8 protein-coding genes are annotated in these 18,938 nt (G+C 67.2%); 6 read left to right on the plus strand and 2 right to left on the minus strand.

Annotated elements, in window-relative coordinates; genetic code table 11:
- Positions 1-815 precede the first annotated feature (815 nt).
- Positions 816-2,357: an ISL3 family transposase gene (locus ABZ624_RS32330; protein ID WP_360097089.1), complete on the plus strand. Its 1,542-nt coding sequence runs from the start codon at positions 816-818 to the stop codon at positions 2,355-2,357.
- A 110-nt stretch (positions 2,358-2,467) separates the two neighbouring features.
- On the opposite strand, the gene ABZ624_RS32335 is transcribed toward ABZ624_RS32330, so the two are convergent.
- Both ABZ624_RS32335 and ABZ624_RS32340 read right to left on the minus strand, forming a co-directional pair.
- Positions 2,468-3,046 carry a suppressor of fused domain protein gene (locus tag ABZ624_RS32335; RefSeq protein ID WP_360096976.1) on the minus strand — a complete coding sequence of 193 codons (579 nt, stop codon included), beginning with the start codon at positions 3,044-3,046 and terminating at the stop codon, positions 2,468-2,470.
- A gap of 2,408 nt (positions 3,047-5,454) precedes the next feature.
- Positions 5,455-7,809 carry a CRISPR-associated endonuclease Cas3'' gene (locus tag ABZ624_RS32340; RefSeq protein ID WP_360096979.1) on the minus strand — a complete coding sequence of 785 codons (2,355 nt, stop codon included), beginning with the start codon at positions 7,807-7,809 and terminating at the stop codon, positions 5,455-5,457.
- Between the two features lie 142 nt (positions 7,810-7,951).
- Between ABZ624_RS32340 and cas5c the strand changes: the two genes are divergently transcribed.
- From cas5c to ABZ624_RS32365, 5 genes are all read left to right on the plus strand, one after another.
- A complete protein-coding gene (gene cas5c / locus ABZ624_RS32345; RefSeq protein ID WP_360097092.1) occupies positions 7,952-8,719 on the plus strand; it encodes a type I-C CRISPR-associated protein Cas5c in 768 nt (255 codons plus the stop codon).
- A 1-nt stretch (position 8,720) separates the two neighbouring features.
- Positions 8,721-10,556, plus strand: coding sequence for a type I-C CRISPR-associated protein Cas8c/Csd1 (gene cas8c, locus ABZ624_RS32350; protein WP_360096982.1), 1,836 nt, complete (start codon positions 8,721-8,723; stop codon positions 10,554-10,556).
- A 49-nt stretch (positions 10,557-10,605) separates the two neighbouring features.
- On the plus strand, positions 10,606-11,475 hold the full coding sequence (gene cas7c, locus ABZ624_RS32355) for a type I-C CRISPR-associated protein Cas7/Csd2 (protein WP_360096985.1): 870 nt from the start codon (positions 10,606-10,608) through the stop codon (positions 11,473-11,475).
- A gap of 5,680 nt (positions 11,476-17,155) precedes the next feature.
- Positions 17,156-17,728, plus strand: a complete 573-nt coding sequence (locus ABZ624_RS32360) for an RICIN domain-containing protein (RefSeq protein WP_360096988.1) — start codon at positions 17,156-17,158, stop codon at positions 17,726-17,728.
- Positions 17,729-17,999: 271 nt separating this feature from the next.
- Entirely contained in the window at positions 18,000-18,764 is a 765-nt protein-coding gene (locus tag ABZ624_RS32365) for an IS5 family transposase (protein ID WP_360096991.1), read from the plus strand.
- The last annotated feature ends 174 nt before the right edge of the window (positions 18,765-18,938 follow it).

The raw sequence follows: 18,938 nt of genomic DNA on the forward strand, positions 1-18,938 counted from the left end.
CGATCTGCCGGCAGTCCGGAGGACGACCGGCACCAGCCGGATGCACGTCCAGACCGAGTCCCCGTGGATGTTGCGATCCTCGGTCGCCCCGGAGGACGACCGCCACCTGGAACCCTGTCCGACGGATACGGGCCCTACGCGGCGTTGCGATCCTCAGCCGCCCCGGAGGACGACCGCCACCTCGGCGCCGTGGTGTCAGGCCAGCGCCATCAGGTCGTTGCGATCCTCGGCCGCCCTGGAGGACGACCGCCACCAGCACCTGCAGTGGCGTGGTGGTGACGCTCTTGGTGTTGCGATTCTCGGCCCTCCTGGAGGACGGCCGCAACCGATGTAGAGGGTTCCAATGCCGCCGGGGCACCCGGTGTTGCGATTCTTGGTTGCCCCGGAGGGACGACCGCCACCCCTCGCTGGTGACGACCAGCCAGTCACGGTGCCAGCGGTTGCCATCCTCGGCCGCCCTGGAGGACGACCGCCACGCTGGTCGACCAGCGAGATCACTGTAGTCGGTGCTTCCTGGAAAACCACTGATGTGAGACAAACCGGATTAAATGGACTGTTCGGCTTCGGTGCGGTTCGCGTGTCGCGCGTGCACTTGGGGTTCCGAAGCACGATCTGGCGCCGGAGCAATGGCGACCCTTGGCTGTCCTCGCGGACGACCGCCACCACCTGTGGCCGGCGACGCCAGCTGGTCGTGTCGACGGTCAGCCAATTCGGCTCTGTCGGGGATCTTGTGACGTCACCTGCCTGATCGGGGCATCTACCGGGTGTGCGGTTCAGGGGGTTTGGGGCGGTTGCTGCCGCATTTACCCGGTGTGGTGGTCGAGTCGATCGAGCGTGCGGCCGGAACGGCCACGTTCCGCGCCCACTCCGCGGTGCCGTCGGCGAGGTGCCCAAGATGCGGGGTGGTGTCGTGGCGTGTGCACGGCCGGTACGCGCGCCGGCTCGCTGACGCGCCCGTCGGCGGAGCCCCAGCGGTGATCGAACTCATGGTGCGCCGGTTCAAGTGCCTCAATCCGCAGTGTCCAGCAGTGACGTTCGCTGAGCAGATCGAAGGGCTGACCAGCCCACATGCCCGGTACACGCCGCTGCTGCGCACGCTGCTTACCTCGATCGCCGCTGTTCTGGCGGGCCGGCCGGGTGCACGGCTCGCGGCCACGCTGAGCATCCGCGTCGCCAAGGACAAGCTCCTTGCACTTCTCCGCGGGTTGCCCGAACTGCCACCGTTCAGCGTGCGGGTCCTCGGGGTGGACGACTTGTTACGCAAGGGCGACTCGTACGCCACGATCCTGGTGGACCTGGAAGGCCGGCGCCCGGTCGATGTACTGCCGGGCCGGGACGCCGAGCCGCTGGCCGACTGGCTGCGCGGTCACCCCGAGATCGAGGTGATCTGCCGTGACCGGGCCGGCGCCTACGCCGAAGGTGCCCGGAGCGGGGCTCCGCAGGCCCGGCAAGTGGCAGACACCTGGCACCTGCTGCGCAACCTCGCCGAAGCTGTGGAGAAGACGGTCGGCGCCCATCACCCGTGCATCCGCAAGGCGTTCACAAGACCCCCGGCCGTCACGGAGTCCGCCACGGCACCCAGCGGGACGGCGGAGCCACCGCCTGAAGGGGCCTCGTTCGTCCCGCCGGACGGCACCCGGGACGTCCTCGGCCACCCAAGGCGGCTGGTGGCCCGCACCACCGAGCGGTACACGGCGGTGCAGCAGCTGCTTTCCGAGGGCAAGTCCCTGGCCGCGATTGGCCGCCAGCTGCGGCTGGACCACTCGACCGTACGGCGCTTCGCTCGCGCTCAGAGTCTCGACGAACTGCTGGTCAAGGCCACCAACCGGGCATCGATCCTGGACGTGCACAAGCCCTACCTGCACCAACGCTGGCGCGAAGGCTGCCATGACCTCCAGCAGCTGCACTGCGAACTGCGCGCACGTGGCTTCGCCGGAGACATCCAGTGCGTCCGCCGCTACTTCCGCCCCTTCAAGAAGCCGCACAGTCCCAAGCCGAAGAACCCGCCCGCGCCTGCTCTCGAGCTGCGGCCTACCCCGAAACCCCGGCGCGTCGTCCGCTGGATCATGACCAACCCCGGGCACCTCGCCGAGACCGACGCGGCCGAGCTCAAAGAGATCCGGGCCGCCTGCCCACACCTCGACGCCACCGCAGGCCACGTTCGCGATTTCGCCGACATGATGCGCGATCTGCGGGGCGAGGATCTGCCTGCGTGGATGGACCGCGTCCTCGCAGACGACCTGCCCGCCCTGCATTCCCTGGTCAACGGCATGAAGAGGGACCTGGACGCGGTCACCGCCGGCCTGTCCACGCACTGTCTGGCCAGGTCGAGGGACAGGTCACGCGAATCAAGCTGATCAAGCGGAAGGGTTATGGTCGCGCCAACCTTGATCTGCTCCGCAAACGGATCCTTCTGATGACCTGAGCAGGCTGCGTCGCCCTCTGTGTCCTCGCCGGCTACGGCCGCTCAGGCCACGGAGGCTCGCTTCGGATCAGTCGGGTCGATTGCGTGCTCCTCGAATCGAGCCTCAAGTTCCTCAAGGCCGTTCTCCCGGCGGAAGTCCTTCTCGGCCGCGGTGATCGGCAGCAGCCACAGGATCTGGGCGTGGGCTCCTCCGTTCCACTTGCAGATCTCGAATTCCGGACCGAAGGGATAGGGCAGGCTCACCAAGTAGTGATCGCATTCCGAGTTGTCGAGCCATGGTCTGCCGATCGGAACGGTGTGCCCGACATCGAGTCGTTGGTGGGCCGGCCCGCAGTGGTAGTACGCGTTCATGGTGAGGCTCTCCAGGTTGAGCCACTCGTCGCGTGGCGCCGCGAGGAAGAACTCCACCCCGTGACCGTCACGCTGAGCTGCCTCCCAGCAACCTGACGTCACATACAGCCACCAATCGCCAGGATGCGCGGGATGAACCCGGAACACCCGAAATCCGGGCACGCGTTCCTCGATGGGCCCATCGACTCCTGGGACTTCGTCGATGACGCGACCCGGCAGCGTCTTGCGAAGGTGATCGAGAAGAGCAGAGCGGGCTGCGGTGTTCGACATCCGCTCATGATGCCGAACACCACCGGCGACTGCGAGGACGGGGGCCCAGAGCACTGCCCGATCACAAGATCGTCGCCAGAGCCGAATTACTTGACCGCTGACAGGTCGGGCACCACGTTGCGGCCCTCGGTCGTCCCGTATGACGACCACCGCTTCCTGTCCGCGGCTGCGCACGCCGCCCACTGATCTCGTTCGCAATCCTCGGCTGTCCCGAAGGACAACCGCCACGTCCAACCACGAGTCCAGGCCGACGGACCAGTGGGTGTTGCGATCCTCGGCCGTCCCGGAAGACGACCTCCCCAGCTGAGGCCCTACGTCACAGCCAACGCGTACCCAGTTGCGATCCTCGGCCGCCCTGAAGGACCACCGCCACCAGGCCGTCGGCATTCCACTTGAATCCGACCTCGGAGTTGCGATCCTCGGCCGTTCCGGAAGACGACCGCCACGGAGCAGGCCCACGACGCCGAGCTCGACCAGGCGTTGCAATCCTTGTCGACGATCGGGCCCGCGACGACGTGGTTGCGATCCTCGGCCATCACGCAGGACGACCGCCACAGCTCACCGCCGGCCTGCGTACGGATACGGCAGCGACGTTGCGATTCTCGACCATCTGGTAGGACGGTCGCCACATCGATGTACTGCTCCATCAGCCACAGCGGCGGGACGTTGCGACTCTCGGCTGTCCCGGAGGACGACCGCCACGATCCGCTTGGGCGCGTCCGAGACGGCGGATGCGGGGGTGCGGTCCTCGGCCGACCCGAAGGGCGACCGCCACTTCTGCCCCACACACCGCCAGGTTCGGCTGGCCGAAGTAGTTGTGGTCCTCGGCCGTCCCGGAGGACGACCGCCACATGGCACGATCAGCATGGACGGCACGGCCACCACGTGGTTGCGATCCACGGTCGTCCCGGAGGACGACCGCCGCGACGGCTTCTGTTGCTCGCGGACGCATCGGTCACGCTGTTGCGATCCTCGGCCATCCCGGGGAACAGCCGGTACGTCGACAGCGGCGGATGCTGCCACCAGGCAGGCAAGGTTGCGGTCCTCGGTCGGCTCTGGAGGAGGACCGCCACCTGCTGTACGTGCAGGGCTTGGCCGGGCACATGCCGTTGCGATCCTCGGCCGTCCCAGAGGACGACCGCCGCGCGCTCGACGACGCGTTACGCGGTCTTTTCGTTGGCGTTGCGATCCTCGATAGCCCTGGAGGACGACCGCCACCACCGCGGACCGGGCGATGCGGCTGCTGGGCGACGAGTTGCGATCCTCGGCTGTCCCTGAGGACAGCCGCCACTGCTGAATCTGCTTGGCATCCAGCCGCGTCTCCAACCCGTTGCGATCCTCGACCGTCACAGAGGACGATTCGCCCCCCGACTATCCCGCAGGCTGTCCGGCGCCGGTCGCCCTGTTGCGGTTCTCGGTCACGGAAGACGACCGCCACGTGACCCGCAGGACTTCTACGGCGTCGACCGCGACAAGTTGTGATCCTCGGTCGTCCCGGAGGACAACCGCCACGCTGGCCCCCTGCCGGGTAGCCAGGTAGAGACCGAGGCTGCGATCCTCGGCCATCCCGGAGGACGACCGCCACGGCCACCATACGGGGCGCCTATCGGCTGCACGAGAGGTTGCGAGTCGCGTAGTTGCGATCCTCGGCCGTTCCCGAGGGCGACCGCCACTCGCTGGCCAGATTCTCTGCCATCCCAGAGGACGGCCGCCCCCGCCCTCATCGGCAGGAGCCTGTACGAGACGACGGGCACGTTGCGATCCCCGGTCGTCCCGCAGGACGACCGCCACCCGAAGGAGCGTTGGGCAGACGACCGCAAAGCGCCGCACTGCCCCCCGCCGGCTCCAGACGAGGTTGCCTCCTCGTCGGCCATCCTGGCGGACAGCCCCCACGCTAGTAGGCCAAACCGGCCATGTCGGCAGATCAGTTGCGACTCTCGACCGTCCCGAAGGGCGACCGCCACCTTCAGTTGATGACCGGGACGAGGCCAAGGTTGTGTGTGTTGCGATTCTCGGTCGTCCTGCAGGGCGACCGCCACTTGTGCACCACACCGCGGTATCGGCCGGCCGAAGTAATTGCGATCCTCGGTCGCCCCGAAGGACGGCCGCCAGCGAAGCTCGCCCGGCGGAGAAATCCGGGAAAACGACTGCTGCGATCCTCGGCCGTCCCAGAAGACGACCGCCACAACACGACCCAACGCACATCGCGTCCGTGGGGGACGTTGGGATCCTCGGCCATCCCGGAGAACGACCGCCACGCGGTACGTCGCTCGCAGCGCACCGTTGCGATACACGGTTGCCCCGAGGGCGACCGCCACCTCCCGAGAATACCGATGACGCGCTCGGCTAGGGGGCGCGATCCTCGGTTGTCGAGAAAGGTGAGCGAGGCCCAGCGTTGGCCCAGTGCACTACGCAGGTGGTTCGATCCCGCGTTGCGGGTGGTAGGGGCCTGTCCACTCATACAGGTCGCCGGCGATTTCGAGGGCGTGACCGGCGCTGATCGCTGTCTCCAGTTCTTTTTGCGGGATGGAGGACATGTGGTCCTGGAGTGTGCGGAAGGTCTCTGGTGTCGGTACTCCGTTGCGGAGTTGTTCGACGGCCTTCTGGGCGGCTTGCCGGTCGTTCTCAGTGAGCTGGGAGCGGATAACGACGACAGCCACCGACTGCTCGTTGTCGATCACCCGCATTCTCCGAGCGACTTCCGGGTAGTCCAGCTTTTCTCGCAGTGCCTCGATGGCTTCTCCGGTGGCTCCGTTCGGATCGGTGGAGGTACGTCCGGCCTGGAGTTGGTAGCGGTGCTGGTAGTAGGAACGAAGTTTGTCCAGATCGTCGGGGTCTGCCAACCCTTCGCCGAAGCGGCGGGATGCTGCGGCGATGCCAGACCGGTTGTAGATAACGTGTGGCTGGAGACCGTCGGTCGGTTCAAAGATGGTCATGACGCTGTCCTCGGCTGCAAGGTTCCCTTCGCGGTTGATGCGTCCGGCTGCCTGCTGTTCGGACTCCGGCAGTGATCTGGCGCGGAATCCGCGTGGGAAGTCGAGGTCGACTCCGGCCTCGATCAGCGATGTCGACACCAGGAGTGTGTCCAGGCCGGCTGCCCGGCGGTGTTTTGTCTCCTGGATGGTCTCTTTGCGGTGGCCGCCGGTCATGCGGGTCGACAGGTGCAGGGTGTGGGGACATTCCTCGTGGTCGCCGAGCCACTTCTTGTGCACCATGCTGGCATCCTTGGTTCCGTTGACTACCACCAGAGCGTGCCCGTGCTCGGCGGCCTCTGCGGCGATGCTCCCCAGCGTCACGTGCGGTCCGGTGCGCCAGTCGTAGCGGACCCGGCGCAGTCGTTTGAAGATCGGCGCGGGGTTGGCGACGATGTCGCGCTGCCGCAGGCCGGTCTGCCAGGGGTTGAGCGCGGCGAGTTCCGGTTGCGTCGCGGAGGACAGTACAAGCGTGACTCCATAGTGCTCCACGAGTTCGCGCAGTCCCGACAGGATCGGTGTCAGCAGATGGTCAGGGAGGGACTGGACCTCGTCCAGGACGATGGCGGAGCCCGCTATCCGGTGAAGGCGGCGGGTGGCGGATGGGCTGTTGCCGAAGAGGGTTTCGATCAGGCGGACCGTGGTGGTGACGATGAACGGGGCATCCCAGTTTTCTGTGGCCAGTTTGGCCCAGCGGTTGAGACGGCCACGCTCTTGCTCTGCGTTTCCTGCCCTGTCCGATGATCGTGGCGTCCGCGGGTCGGCGGTCTCGAAGTTCACGGCCGAGTGGTGTTCCAGTACCACCCGGGGCCCGTGGTCTGGATCCAGAAGGCCCCGGTAGACGGCCGCGTTCTGGTCGGTGATCGAGGTGAACGGGACTGCGACGATGATGCGGCGCAGACCGTGCAGTGCGGCATGGCGCAGCGCGAAGCCTCCGCCGGTGAACGTCTTTCCAGCCCCGGTCGGCAGGTGTAGCCGGTAAACACCCGGCTTTTCCGCGGCGGATTCGATCGCTTCCTGATAGATGTCTTCGCGGAGTCTGTCCAGCCACGAGGGCTCCTGCCGACGCCGGCGCTCGGCAAGGGCATCCTGGCGCCGGGTCTCGTACCGCTCCCACAGCTCCGTCATGCTTACGTCGGGACGGGGGAGTGCTGCGGGCCTGAAGTGTGCCGAGGTGTCGAGCCGGTCGGCGTCGACCACGGCCGAGTAGGTCATGCGGACCAGCATCTCCACGCTGGTCTTGTCGCGCGGATCAAGCCAGTCCGGGACAGAGGGGGCCGATCCTTCCAGGATCTCCGGCATGACCTTGGCGATCTGGCTGATCGCCTCGTCCACCTCGGCCGAGCCCCACATCAGAGCTTTCAGCCGGGACCTCACCTTCGACCAGGCAGATAGGCCCGTGTGGTGCCCCTCGATGACGCCAGCGAACGGTGTCAGCACCGGATTCTGCCGGGCAGCCCGGGCGAAGAGCACCGCTCCCGCGTCGTTGTGCGAGGGCCGGTGGACCTTCCGGCCGGACGTGGCTTCTTCGACCAGCCCGTCCTGCCAGGCGCACGCCCCCTTGCCGGTGTCATGGTCACGCCCCAGCCGATAGGCAAGCTCTCCGCCTCCCCACGGCTCGGCGAAACCGCGGGCGAGTTCACTGGTACCACGAGCGTGGTCTTCGTACCAGTGCCAGCTACCCCGGTGGCCCGGTGAGTGGGCTACGAGTCTGCCCGCCGGAACCGGCATAGGCACACATAACGGATCAACTGCCTCGTTTTCAAGTATATTTGACATCTCGTCAGTCATGCGCTCTTATCCAATCAGATCGCCGTATTCCGCTGCCGCCCCGATCTGCGGCAGGCCGTGGGCCGTCATCGCGAGATGACGCTAGCCGCCGGCACTGACAACGGGCCGCGGCCGACCTGTGCATGAGGGAGGAAGATGCATGATGACGGCACAAATCCGGCAACGCGGAGAGAGGGCTGACCGGCCACTTCACGTGCAGGTGGAGGCGTGGGGGCCACTGGCTTGCTTCACCCGCCCGGAACTCAAGGTCGAACGGGTCTCCTACCCGACCATGACTCCGTCGGCAGCGGCAGGACTGCTGCAAGCGATCCTGTGGAAACCGGAGTTGACCTACCAGGTCGAGCGGATCGAACTGCTCAAGCCGGTGCAGTGGACCACCTTCCGACGCAACGAGGTCAACAACTCGGTCATCACGAAGAAGACCTACGCGGAGCTGCGCGCCAACAGCGGCTACCGGTATGACGTGGCTGAGGATCGGGGGCAGCGCGTCACCGTCGCGCTGCGCGATGTCGCCTATCGCATCCACGCCACCATCAACGCCACCGAACGGTGCACCGCGCCGCTGCCGAAGTACCGCGACCAGTTCGACCGCCGTCTCAAGCGCGGTGCCTGCTTCGAGCAGCCCCACTTCGGCTGCCGCGAGTTCGCGGCCTTCTTCGGTCCCCGCGGATCAGCCGAGGAGGCCGGCGTCGTCACCGCTGCCGACCGGACAGGGATTCCCCCGGTCGACGAGATCGGGCTGATGCTCCACCACATCGAGTACCTGCCCAAGGGCCAGGAGCGCTACCACTGGTTCCGCGCTCGCCTCGAACGAGGCGTTCTCCACGTGCCGGACAAGCCCCTCGACCCGGCCCATGCGGGCGGGATGCCCGGGGCCGAGGGCCGCGCGTCTGCCGAGGGGACGGTCTGACGTGCTACTGCACAGCCTTGTCCAGCACGCCGACAGCCGCGAGGACGCCGTTCCCGACTACTACCAGCGCCGCGCGGTCATGTGGCGGATCGACCTGTCCAGCACGGGCAACGCCGAGCCTCTGATCACCGATCTGCGCCCTGCGAAGGTGAAAGAGCCGCGGACTGTCACCGCTCCGTACACCGGCCGCTCCGGGAAGAACCCGCCGCCGTTCCTGCTCGCCGACAGCGCGCTGTACGTCCTGGCCCATCCCGGCCTGGTGAAGCAGCCGGACGGAAAGAAGGTCCCCTCAACCAGCGCGAAGGACATCACCAAGGCGAACGAGCGTCACGCCGCCTATCGCGCCATGGTGACGTCCTGGTGCAACGAGCACCCCGGCCTTCCCCAGGCTCACACTCTTACCCAGTGGCTTAAGACCCCTGCACCGGACAGCTGGCCGGAGGGCATGGAGCAAGGGCACCTCGTCGCCATCAGTGTGGACGGCGAATGGATCCACGACCTGCCCCAAGCCCAACGATGGTGGGCCGAAAAGGTCAGAAGCGCGAAGAGCGGCAAGCCGGGCACGTCCCAGGAAGGCATCTGCCTCGTCTGTGGACAGCAGGGATCGCTGCTGTCCACTCTCCCCGTTCCCATCAAGGGCCTGCCCGGCTCCGGGATGAACACGCAGTTGATCTGCCTCAACCAGCCCGCCCACTACCGGGCCGGCCTCAAGCAGCTCGGCGCCACTCCCATCTGCGTGGAGTGTGGCACCAAGGCCACCACCGCCTTGAACACGCTGCTAGCCGACCCTGACCACCACACCGGCGTTGGCGACTCCGCCCTCGTGTGGTGGACTCGCGATGCCACCACCGAAATCGACATGTGGACCCTGGACAACCCCGAACCCACGGAAGTTGCCCAGCTCATCGACGGCCGCAACCACCCCCGCCAAGGACGCGATGCCCTGGCCGCCGTCGACGAGGACGCCTTCCACGCTGTCACCCTGCGCGTGAACACCAACAGGGTCATCGTCGCCGACTGGATCACCATCCCCGTCCCCGAGCTGAAACAGCGGCTCGGGACCTGGTTCGCCGACCAGCAGACCTGGGACGGCTGGAACAACACCTACCTCTACTGGTCCGTCTGGCGCCTCGCCCTCGCCGCCGCCCGCTGGGACAAGCGGAAAAACAAGTACATCGACACCACCACCCCCAAGCATCTGCAGGCCGACCTGGCCAAAGCCGCACTCCACGGCACCCCACCACCCGCCCACGTCCTGCCCATCCTCATGCAGCGCATCCGCGCCGACCACCACATCGACTGGCCCCGCATCGCGCTGCTGCGCCTCACCCTGACCCGTACCACCACTCGCCACAAGGAGCTGTGCGTGCCCCAGCTAAACCCCGCCTCAACGGAGCCCGGATACGTTTGCGGGCGGATCATGGCCATGCTCGAAGCAATCCAGCGCAAGGCTATGCCCAAGGTCAACACCACCATCACCGACAAGTACCTGACCACCGCCGTCGTCTCTCCCCGAGCACCCCTCACCCGGCTCCGCATCGGCGCACGCCCCCACCTGCGCACCATCGCCCGCACAAGCGAACCAGCCGCCAAGGCCATGGAAAACCGCATGCGGGAAGCCTTCGACCTGCTCGACAGCCTGCCCGCCCACCTCAACGCCGAACAGCAGGCACTGTTCATCCTCGGCTACGAACACCAACGCGCCCACTCCGCCCGCGCCGCCGCCCAAGCCATCAAGGCCCGCGAAGCCGGCAAGGAACTCTCCGCCGACCAGGCCGCGGATGCCCTTCCCGAAGCCGCCGATGATGCAAAAACCTCCGACAGCACCCTCTGGTAAGCGTCCGACAGCCCACACAACCACAGCCGAAAGGACATTGAACACCGTCATGACCGCCGCACACCTGGACCCCACCCGCAAGCACGACTACGTCTTCCTCATCGACGTCAAGGACGGCAACCCCAACGGCGACCCCGACGCCGGCGGCATGCCCCGCACCGACCCCATCACCAGCCAGGGCCTCATCACGGACGTCGCCCTCAAGCGCAAGATTCGCAACACCGTCACCCTCGCCCACCAGGGGCAGCCCGGCTTCGAGATGTACGTCGAGGAAGGTGTCGCCCTCAACCCACAGATCCAGCGCGCGTACCACGAAGGCGGCGCCAAGGAAGGCGAGACTGCCTCGGCCCAGCAGTGGATGATCCGCAACTTCTACGACGTGCGCCTGTTTGGCGCCGTGATGTCTGTGGGCGACCAGAAGAAGCACGCCGGAAGGGCCCGCGGACCGATGCAGCTCACCTTCTCCCGCTCCATCGACCCCGTCACGCCTCTTGAGGCCGGCATCACCCGCGTCGCCCCGAACAAGCCCGAAGACCTCGCCAAGGGCAAGGTCACCGAGATGGGCAACAAGCATTACGTGCCCTACGGGCTCTACCGCGGCCACGGCTTCTACTCCGGCGCCCTCGGTACCAAGGGGGGCGTCTCCACAGAAGACCTGGTCGCCTATTGGCAAGCCATGACCATGATGTTCGACCACGACCGCGCCGCCTCCCGCGGCGAGATGGCCATCCGCGGCCTCTACGTCTTCACACACGACGACGCCTATGGACGCGCACCCGCCCACAAACTGTTCGACCTGATCCGCATCAAACCCCTGGGCCACAGCGAGGCACGATCCTGGGACGACTACACGGACCGGATCACCATCGACCAGGACAGCGTGCCTGAGGGAGTAACCCTTACCCGCCTCATCGGCTAATACCAACCCGGAGCGGCTGACGTATCCAACGGTTCCGAGCAGCAACCGAACATCGCAACGTTCGGCCTTGCTGGGCCTGGCGCCGGACAAGCAACGCCGGGAGTAGCGGTCGCCTTCCGGACCGGGTGAGAGTCGCAACGGGCCGCGGGAGTCCAGAATGGTGGACGTAGGCGTGTGGCGGTCGCCCCTACGGGCGGCCGAGGATCACAACGGATATCGGGCAGGCTGGAACGACATGTAGTTGTACCAGGCGGTTGCCCTCCGGGCGGATGAGAATCACAACGCTTCGTACCGCAGCGTCGCCAGCCCGGCGTGGCGCTGGCCCCGGGCCCTCTCAGTTGGGGTTGCCGAGGCGGCGCGCCGGGCCAGCCGGCCGCCAACATCGCCGCCCTGGACGTATGCCCTCCAGGGCAACTGGGGATCGCAACGCCAAGTAGGGCTTCAACAAGTCCCACGCCTACGCCGTGGTGGCCGCCCTGAGGGGGCCAAGGATCGCAACCTCCGGGCCGTAACGGACAGCGTCGTCTGCGGCAACGGTGGCGGTCGTCTTTCGAGACGACCGAGGGTCGCAACTCGTTGAAGAGCTGGAAGTCACGGATCGTCGGCCGGGGCGGCGGTCGCCCTCCGGGTGACCGAGGATCGCAACAGAAGTCGGTCCTGACGGCGAGTACCGGCGCCAATGGTGGCGGTCGTCCTCTGGGGCGGCCGAGGATCGCAACGTCCCGCCTCTTTGGCTAGAACACGAATTCGTCAACTCGAGGGCCGTCCGTCGGGGCGGTCGAGGATCGCAACAAAGACACGGGTGGCTCAGATTTCGTGGTCGGCCAGGTGGCGGTCGCCCTCCGGGGAGACCACGGATCACAACCACGTGCACCGAGTGGCGGTTGCCTTCTGGGGTGGACGAGGATCGCAACCGCCCGCACCAGTCGAAACGCGGCGACGTGGATGTGTGACGGCAGCTCTCCGGGGCGACCGAGGATCGCACCTTCGTCCACGCTCTCCGTGACGGGCCGCGCGTAGGGCACGTGGCGGTCGTCATCGCGGACGGTCGAGGATCGCAACCTGTGCAGATGCATAGGCCCGGCCATGGTCACGCCGGGTGGCGCTCGTCCTCTGGGACGACCGAGGATCGCAACAACTCCGGGCCCTACGACATGTGGAACCAGTGTCAGCGTGGCAGTCGCTCTACGGGGCGAGATGGTTCGGTGGCGCTTGGTCCCGCTGGCCTCCCAGTGACGGTCGTCCTCCGGGACGGCCAGGGATCGCAACCGGTTGACCTTGCGAGCAAGCTGTCCAGTCGTTGGGGCGGTCGCTACCGGGGGCGTAGCCAGGCAGCTTGATGAGGCGGGCGCCGTTCGTGGCGTCCGAGGATCGCAACGTCAAGTGGGGAGGCTTCTGCTTCACCGACGACCCCGTGGCGGTACTTCCCTGGTGCGGCCGAGGACTGCAACACCAGGGCGGCAGGCCGCACGAAAACCGGAAACGGGTGGCGGTCGTCCTGAGAGGCGGCCCAGGATTGCAACGAGCACATGCCTGACGAGGCGTGGAGGGGCAAGTAGGTGACGGTCTCCCTTCCGGACGGCCGAGGATCGCACGTACTTCGGCCTCGACATGGCCAACGGCCAGGTCAAGGTGGGGCGGTCGGCCACCAGAGGCGGCCGAGGATCGCAACGGAATGTTGATGGTGTCAGTACCGGGCGGAAGAGCCTGTGGCGGTCGCCCCCCAGGGCGGCCGAGGATCGCAACGACGGCGACGTTTGCCCGGACACCATCGGTTTCCCGCGTGGCGGCCGCTCCGGGGCCCCGAGGATCGCAACTTCGACACCGACACGTCGAAGAACGGGGCCGATCACGGTGTCGGCCGTCCTCCGGGACACCCAGGATCGCCACTGCGCGCAGGCGGCCACGATCGTGCGGCTCCGCCGGCGGCGGTCGCCCCCCCCGGGGCGACCGAGGATCGCAACCACACCACGCTCGCATCGACGATCGCAGCCGGCGTCAGGTGGCGGTCACCCGCCGAGGCGACCGAGGATCGTAATGGCCAGTAGCGCAGGGCGTTGTCGAGCAGGACCATGGGGTGGCGGTCGTCCTCCAGGGCGACCGGGGAGTGCAACCGTGAGGACATCGACAAGGCCATCGGCGCCGCCCTGTTGTGGCGGTCGCCCTCCGGGGCGACGGAGGATCGCAACTACTGGCTCCCGGAAGGTGTGGCCGTCGAGCCCCCAGGTGGCGGTCGCCGTTCGCGGTGACCGAGGATTGCGACAAAGACCGGGTCGTTGCTGGCGAGACCATCACCAGCGTGGCGGTCCTCCTCTGGGGCGACCGAGGACCGCAACACGCCAGGCGGTACGCCAGCGGGCGACGGTCCGGGGGGTGGCAGTCGCCGTCCGGGGGCGGCCGGGGATCGCAACGACCGGTGGAGGGCCGGCGACCTGAAGGGCATGCCCCGTGGCGGTCGTCCTCCAGGGCGACCGAGGATCGCAACATCAAAAAGGAGTGGGGCGAGATGGTCAGGCTCGTGGTGGCGGTCGCCCTTCGGGCGCCCGAGGATCGCAACGAATACGCCCTTCCCGGCAGCCTCCACTACTACGCCGTGGCGGTCGCCCTTCGGGGCGATCGAGGATCGCAACAGCATGTACAGCAGTGGTGACTCATCCGCGGCGACGTGTGGCGGTTGTCCTTCGGGGCGACCGAGGATCGCAACCAGGCGGAGGTGAACGCCATCACCAGACCACCGCCGAAGTGGCGGTCGCCCTCCGGGGAACTGAGGATCGCAACTGCTGCGGACATGGTGGGGCGTCTCCGCTCCTCCGGGTGGCGGTTGCCTTTCGGGGCGCCCGAGGATCGCAACGACGTCATGAAATGCGAGCACGAACAACTGCTGCGCGTGGCGGTCGCCCTGCGGGGCGACGGAGGGTCGCAACGACCAGGAAGCGCCGCACTGGGCGCTGTCCATGGGTGTGGCGGTCGCCCTGGCGGCCGACAACCGCAACGACTACGCGGCCAACGAGGTCGTCTTTTAATGAGCAGGGTGGCGGTCGCCCTCGGTGGGGCGATCGAGGATCGCAACCACGCTGCCGTGACAACGATCGGCGGCCGCGTCTTGTGGCGGTCGTCCTCCGCGGCGGCCGAGGAAAGCAACACGCACAGGGTGATTAGCTTCGGGGCCTTCAGACGGGTGCGGTCGCCCTCCGGCGCGACCGAGGATCGCAACGAGACGTACCGCGTGGAGTGGTTCTACGGCGGGTCGCCCCCTGGGGCGACCGAGGATCGCAACGTCAGCCGACTCGGCGGTGACGGCCTCTGGTCCCAGGTGGCGGTCGCCTTTCGAGGGCGACCGAGGATCGCAACCGCGAGATCTGCCCGTGCGGCCGGCAGCTGCGCATCGAGTGGCGGTCGTCATCCGGGACGACCGTGGATCGCAACAAAAAAAAAATGGTGGCCGCTGCTGCTTGTGACCTTCCTGGTGGAGGTCGCCCTTTTGGGGCGGCTGAGGGTCGCAACTGCGGGTGGTGCCGGATTAGGGGCTACGACTTCGGGTGGCGGTCGCCCTCCAGGGTAGCCGAGGATCGCAACTGCCCGGACTGGCCGGCCAGGAGCTGCGCCATCAGAGCGGCGGCCGCCTTTCGGGGCGGCCGAGGATCGCAACACCCGCAACCTCGGCCTTGTCCCCGTCTTCGACTGCAGTGGCGGTCGTCCTCCTGGGCGACCGAGGACCGCAATAACTCCGGGACGCTGGTCGGCCGTGCGCAATGTGGCGGCCGTCCTCCGGGGTGACCGAGGATCGCAACATGACGAAGTCGGTGTAGCCCTGCCCCCAGTCAGCGAGTGGCGGTCGTCTTCCGGGGCGACCGAGCATCGCAGCAGCGTGCACTCGCCGATGTTGGGGTGGGCGCGGTGGCGGCGGTCGCCTTCTGGGACGGCCGAGGATCTTAACACCGCCCCAGGGACCCCGCTGCCCCGTCACTCGCCGGTGGCGGTCGCCCTCCGTGGCGACCGAGGATCGCAACCTCTATCAGGTCCGCTCGAGACCGCTGTTGGAACTGGTGGGGGTCACCTTCCGGGGCGACTGAAGATCGCAAGTCCCAATCCAGCCAGATGGCGTTCAGTCGGCTGGCGGCGTGGCGGTCGTCCCTCGGGGCACCGAGGATCCCAACATGGGGTAGAGGGGCGGCAGAGCGGGTATTCGGTGTGGCGGTCGCCGTCCCGGGGCGACCGAGGATCGCAACTTCGGGTCTACGTCGACCACAACGGCGTCGGGGGGAGGCGGCGGTCGTCCCCCGGTACGCTTGGGGATCGCAACAGCGCAGTCTGTGCAGCACTGACCGAGAACATCCAAGTGGCGGTCGTCCTCCGGGGCGATCGAGGATCGCAACAACACCACGTTCCAGTGGATCAACGGCTACGCTCTCGTGGCGGTCGCCCTCCGGGGCGACCGAGGAGCGAAACGCTAACGAGGGCCGTCAGGTGGCCTCGACGTTCGGGTGGCGGTTACCGTCGGCGGCGACCGACGATCGCAACGTCTAACGTCGGTCGGCCGGGTACCAGGGTGGCCGGCGCGGCGGTCGCCGTATGCGGCGACGAGGATCGTAACGCAAACGGCTTGTGGCCGACGTCGCACAGTGGGCTCTCCGGCACGGCGGCCGTCCTCCGGGGGAACCGAGGATCGCACTGTATACGTGCGGCGTCGTCTTCGGTGGTAGCAACACAGCGGCGGCCGCCCTTTGGAGGCGGCCGAGGATCGCAACCGTTGATGCGGCACCGACGCTTGCGAGGGATGGCTGTGGCGGTTGCCCTCCGGGGTGACCGAGGACCGCAACATGGAGCAGAACGCGGCCGCCTGGCGGGCGGCGAAGGCTGTGGCGGTCGCCCTCCGGGGCGACCGAGGATCGCAACTGCCGGGCAACGGCGGCCGGGGTCACGGACTGGTCGGTTGCGGTCGCTTTCCGGGGCGGCCGAGAATCGCAACGTCAAGGCGTACGGCGTGATCAGCGGCTCGAACGTCAGTGGCGGTTGTCACCCGGGGTGACCGAGGATCGCAACTACGCCGCGCAGGAGTGGGGCGGCATGGTCGACATATGGCGGTCGTCCTCTGGGGGCGACCGAGGATCGCAACGGAACGTCGGCAAACAGCTGCTCGCGCTCCTCCTCGTGGCGGTCGCCCTCCGGGGCGACCGAGGGTCGCAACAACCAGCTCTACGAGGGTCATGCCCGAGCGCTCGCCGGGTGGCGGTTGCCCTTTCGGGGCAGCTGAGAATCGCAACTGGGCGTTGTACTACTCGACGACCGACGCTTCCAAGTGGCGGTGCCCTTCGGGGCGACCGGAGATCGCAACTATGCAGCGGTGACGGAGGCGTGGCAGCGCTGGGCCGTGACGGTCGCTTTCCGGGGTGACCGAGGATCGCAACTGCATGACGGTGCAGAACACGAAGTTGGCCTTGACGGTGGCGGTCGCCCTCCGGGGCGGCCGAGGATCGCAATACTTACGAGGGCGGAAAGGCCAAGGGGTGGGGGAGGCGGCAGTGAGCCTTTCCCAACCTCTCGCGTTGGTTCGGACGTAGAGGAACAAGCCAGGAAGCGATGGCTGGAACTGAGGGCGACTGCGAGCTTTCGCCGGAACACACTGTCCACGAGCGAGACGGAATCGGTTTCCGGTCGACAAGTCATAGGAGTTGCGACGATGAAGATCCAGAACAGGATCACCGTCCTGGCGGCGACGCTTCTGAGCTGCGCAGGCATGGTTACCTTGGCGACGGGAGCGAGTGCCGCCGTGCCGACGCCGGGCTCTACGACGGGAGTGTCCGCCCGTGTCACGGCCGCCGCTGCCGCGAGCAGCTATCACACGATCAAGAACATGGCCTACAGCCAATGCGTGGACGCGCCCGGCGGGGTGCTCAACGTCAGACTTCAGCTGGCCAACTGCAACGGCTCCAGCACGCAGAACTGGGCGTTCGTGTCGACCGGTTCGGCGGGCACCTACTACCTGGTGAATCAGGCGAGCGGGTACTGCGCCGAGGTCAACAACGGCACCAGCGTTCCGGGCGAGGCCGTCGACGAGTACCTCTGTGACGGGCTGGCGTCGGAACAGTGGGTCGAGACCGCCGTGATCGTCGACCAGAAGATCGGCGCGAAGTTCAGGCACGTGGGCACCAATCTGTGCCTCGACACGGTCGGCGGTGCCGGCAGCCAGCTCATGCAGTGGAGTTGCGACGACGCACACCCGGCGGCGGCCCAGGTCTGGATCGTGAGTTAGGCCGCTTCCGAGCAGCCTGCCGCTCAGCGTTCGGCGGGCTTGCTCAACCGAACGCCGTTCCTGCCGGGGCGAGCCCACGGCAGGAGCGGCGTTCACAACAGCAGGGCCTCCTGGCGGTTCGGGATGCGATCCCGGCCGAATACCAGGAGCCCTGCTGTGGCAGTGAGCCTTTCCAACCTCTCGCGTTGGTGGGGCAGTTGGCCTGACAGACAGGTGAAGCCCCTGGTAGATGGGTTTCGACCAAGAGAACCGTCTCCACCAGAGGCTTCGCATGCGTGTCTACCCGTCCGGCGTCGGCGTGTCCAGCTCTGCCCTCCGTTTCCTCGCCACCCGCCTGAGAGAACGTCGGCGCGCTCTCGGCACACGGTGGCGGCGCCTGAACGCAGGCCGACAGGCCCTGCTCACCCTCGCCCACCTCCGCAACGGCCAGCCCTACGCACAGCTCGCAGCCGGCTTCGGGATCGGCACCACCACCGCCTATCGCTACATCACGGAGGCCGTTGGGCTCCTGGCCGCTCTAGCCCCCACGCTCGCCGAAGCAGTACGGGCCGCGTCGATGAAGGCGTATCTGATCCTCGACGGGACACTTCTGCCCATCGACCGGATCGCCGCCGACCGTCCCTTCTACTCGGGCAAACACAAGAAACACGGCATGAATGTGCAAGTCATAGCCGACCCCCAAGGCCGTCTCCTGTGGGCTTCACCGGCCCTGGCGGGTGCCGTCCATGACGTCCGGGCCGCCCGTGAGCACGGCATCATCGACGCTCTGACCGAGGCCGGCATCAACTGCTGGGCGGACAAGGGTTACCAGGGCGCAGGCGGCGCGGTCCGCCTCCCGTACCGCGGCCGATGGAAGAGCCTCTCCGCCGGTCAGCAGGCCGTCAACCGGTCCCACGCGAAGGTCCGAGCCCTGGTCGAACAAGCCATCGCCACCCTCAAGTCCTGGCGGCTCCTGCGCAAGCTCCGCTGCTCGACAACCCGGATCACAAGCCTCGTCCAAGCGGTCCTCACCCTCCATCTGGCCAGCTCAGACTGAGGTTGGAAAAGGCTCACTGTCGCATTGTCTTGCGCCACGGATCGCTACTCGGAACGATCTCCAGTGTGCGTTTGACCTGCCGCTCTACCGCCAACCTGTAGGGGCCCTCGTGGTTCAGGGCGATGACGTCGTCGAGAGGGAACTCACCCCCCCTGCTGCAGGCAGATCGAGTCC

The organism is Streptomyces sp. NPDC007205 (genome assembly GCF_040634095.1).
Classification (GTDB): Bacteria; Actinomycetota; Actinomycetes; order Streptomycetales; family Streptomycetaceae; genus Streptomyces.

Bases quoted from the DNA above. Each gene is read 5' to 3' on its own strand.
- ABZ624_RS32335 (WP_360096976.1), bottom strand. From the start codon at position 3,046: ATGTCGAACACCGCAGCCCGCTCTGCTCTTCTCGATCACCTTCGCAAG.
- ABZ624_RS32340 (WP_360096979.1), bottom strand. From the start codon at position 7,809: ATGACTGACGAGATGTCAAATATACTTGAAAACGAGGCAGTTGATCCG.
- cas5c (WP_360097092.1), top strand. From the start codon at position 7,952: ATGACGGCACAAATCCGGCAACGCGGAGAGAGGGCTGACCGGCCACTT.
- cas7c (WP_360096985.1), top strand. From the start codon at position 10,606: ATGACCGCCGCACACCTGGACCCCACCCGCAAGCACGACTACGTCTTC.
- ABZ624_RS32360 (WP_360096988.1), top strand. From the start codon at position 17,156: ATGAAGATCCAGAACAGGATCACCGTCCTGGCGGCGACGCTTCTGAGC.
- ABZ624_RS32365 (WP_360096991.1), top strand. From the start codon at position 18,000: ATGCGTGTCTACCCGTCCGGCGTCGGCGTGTCCAGCTCTGCCCTCCGT.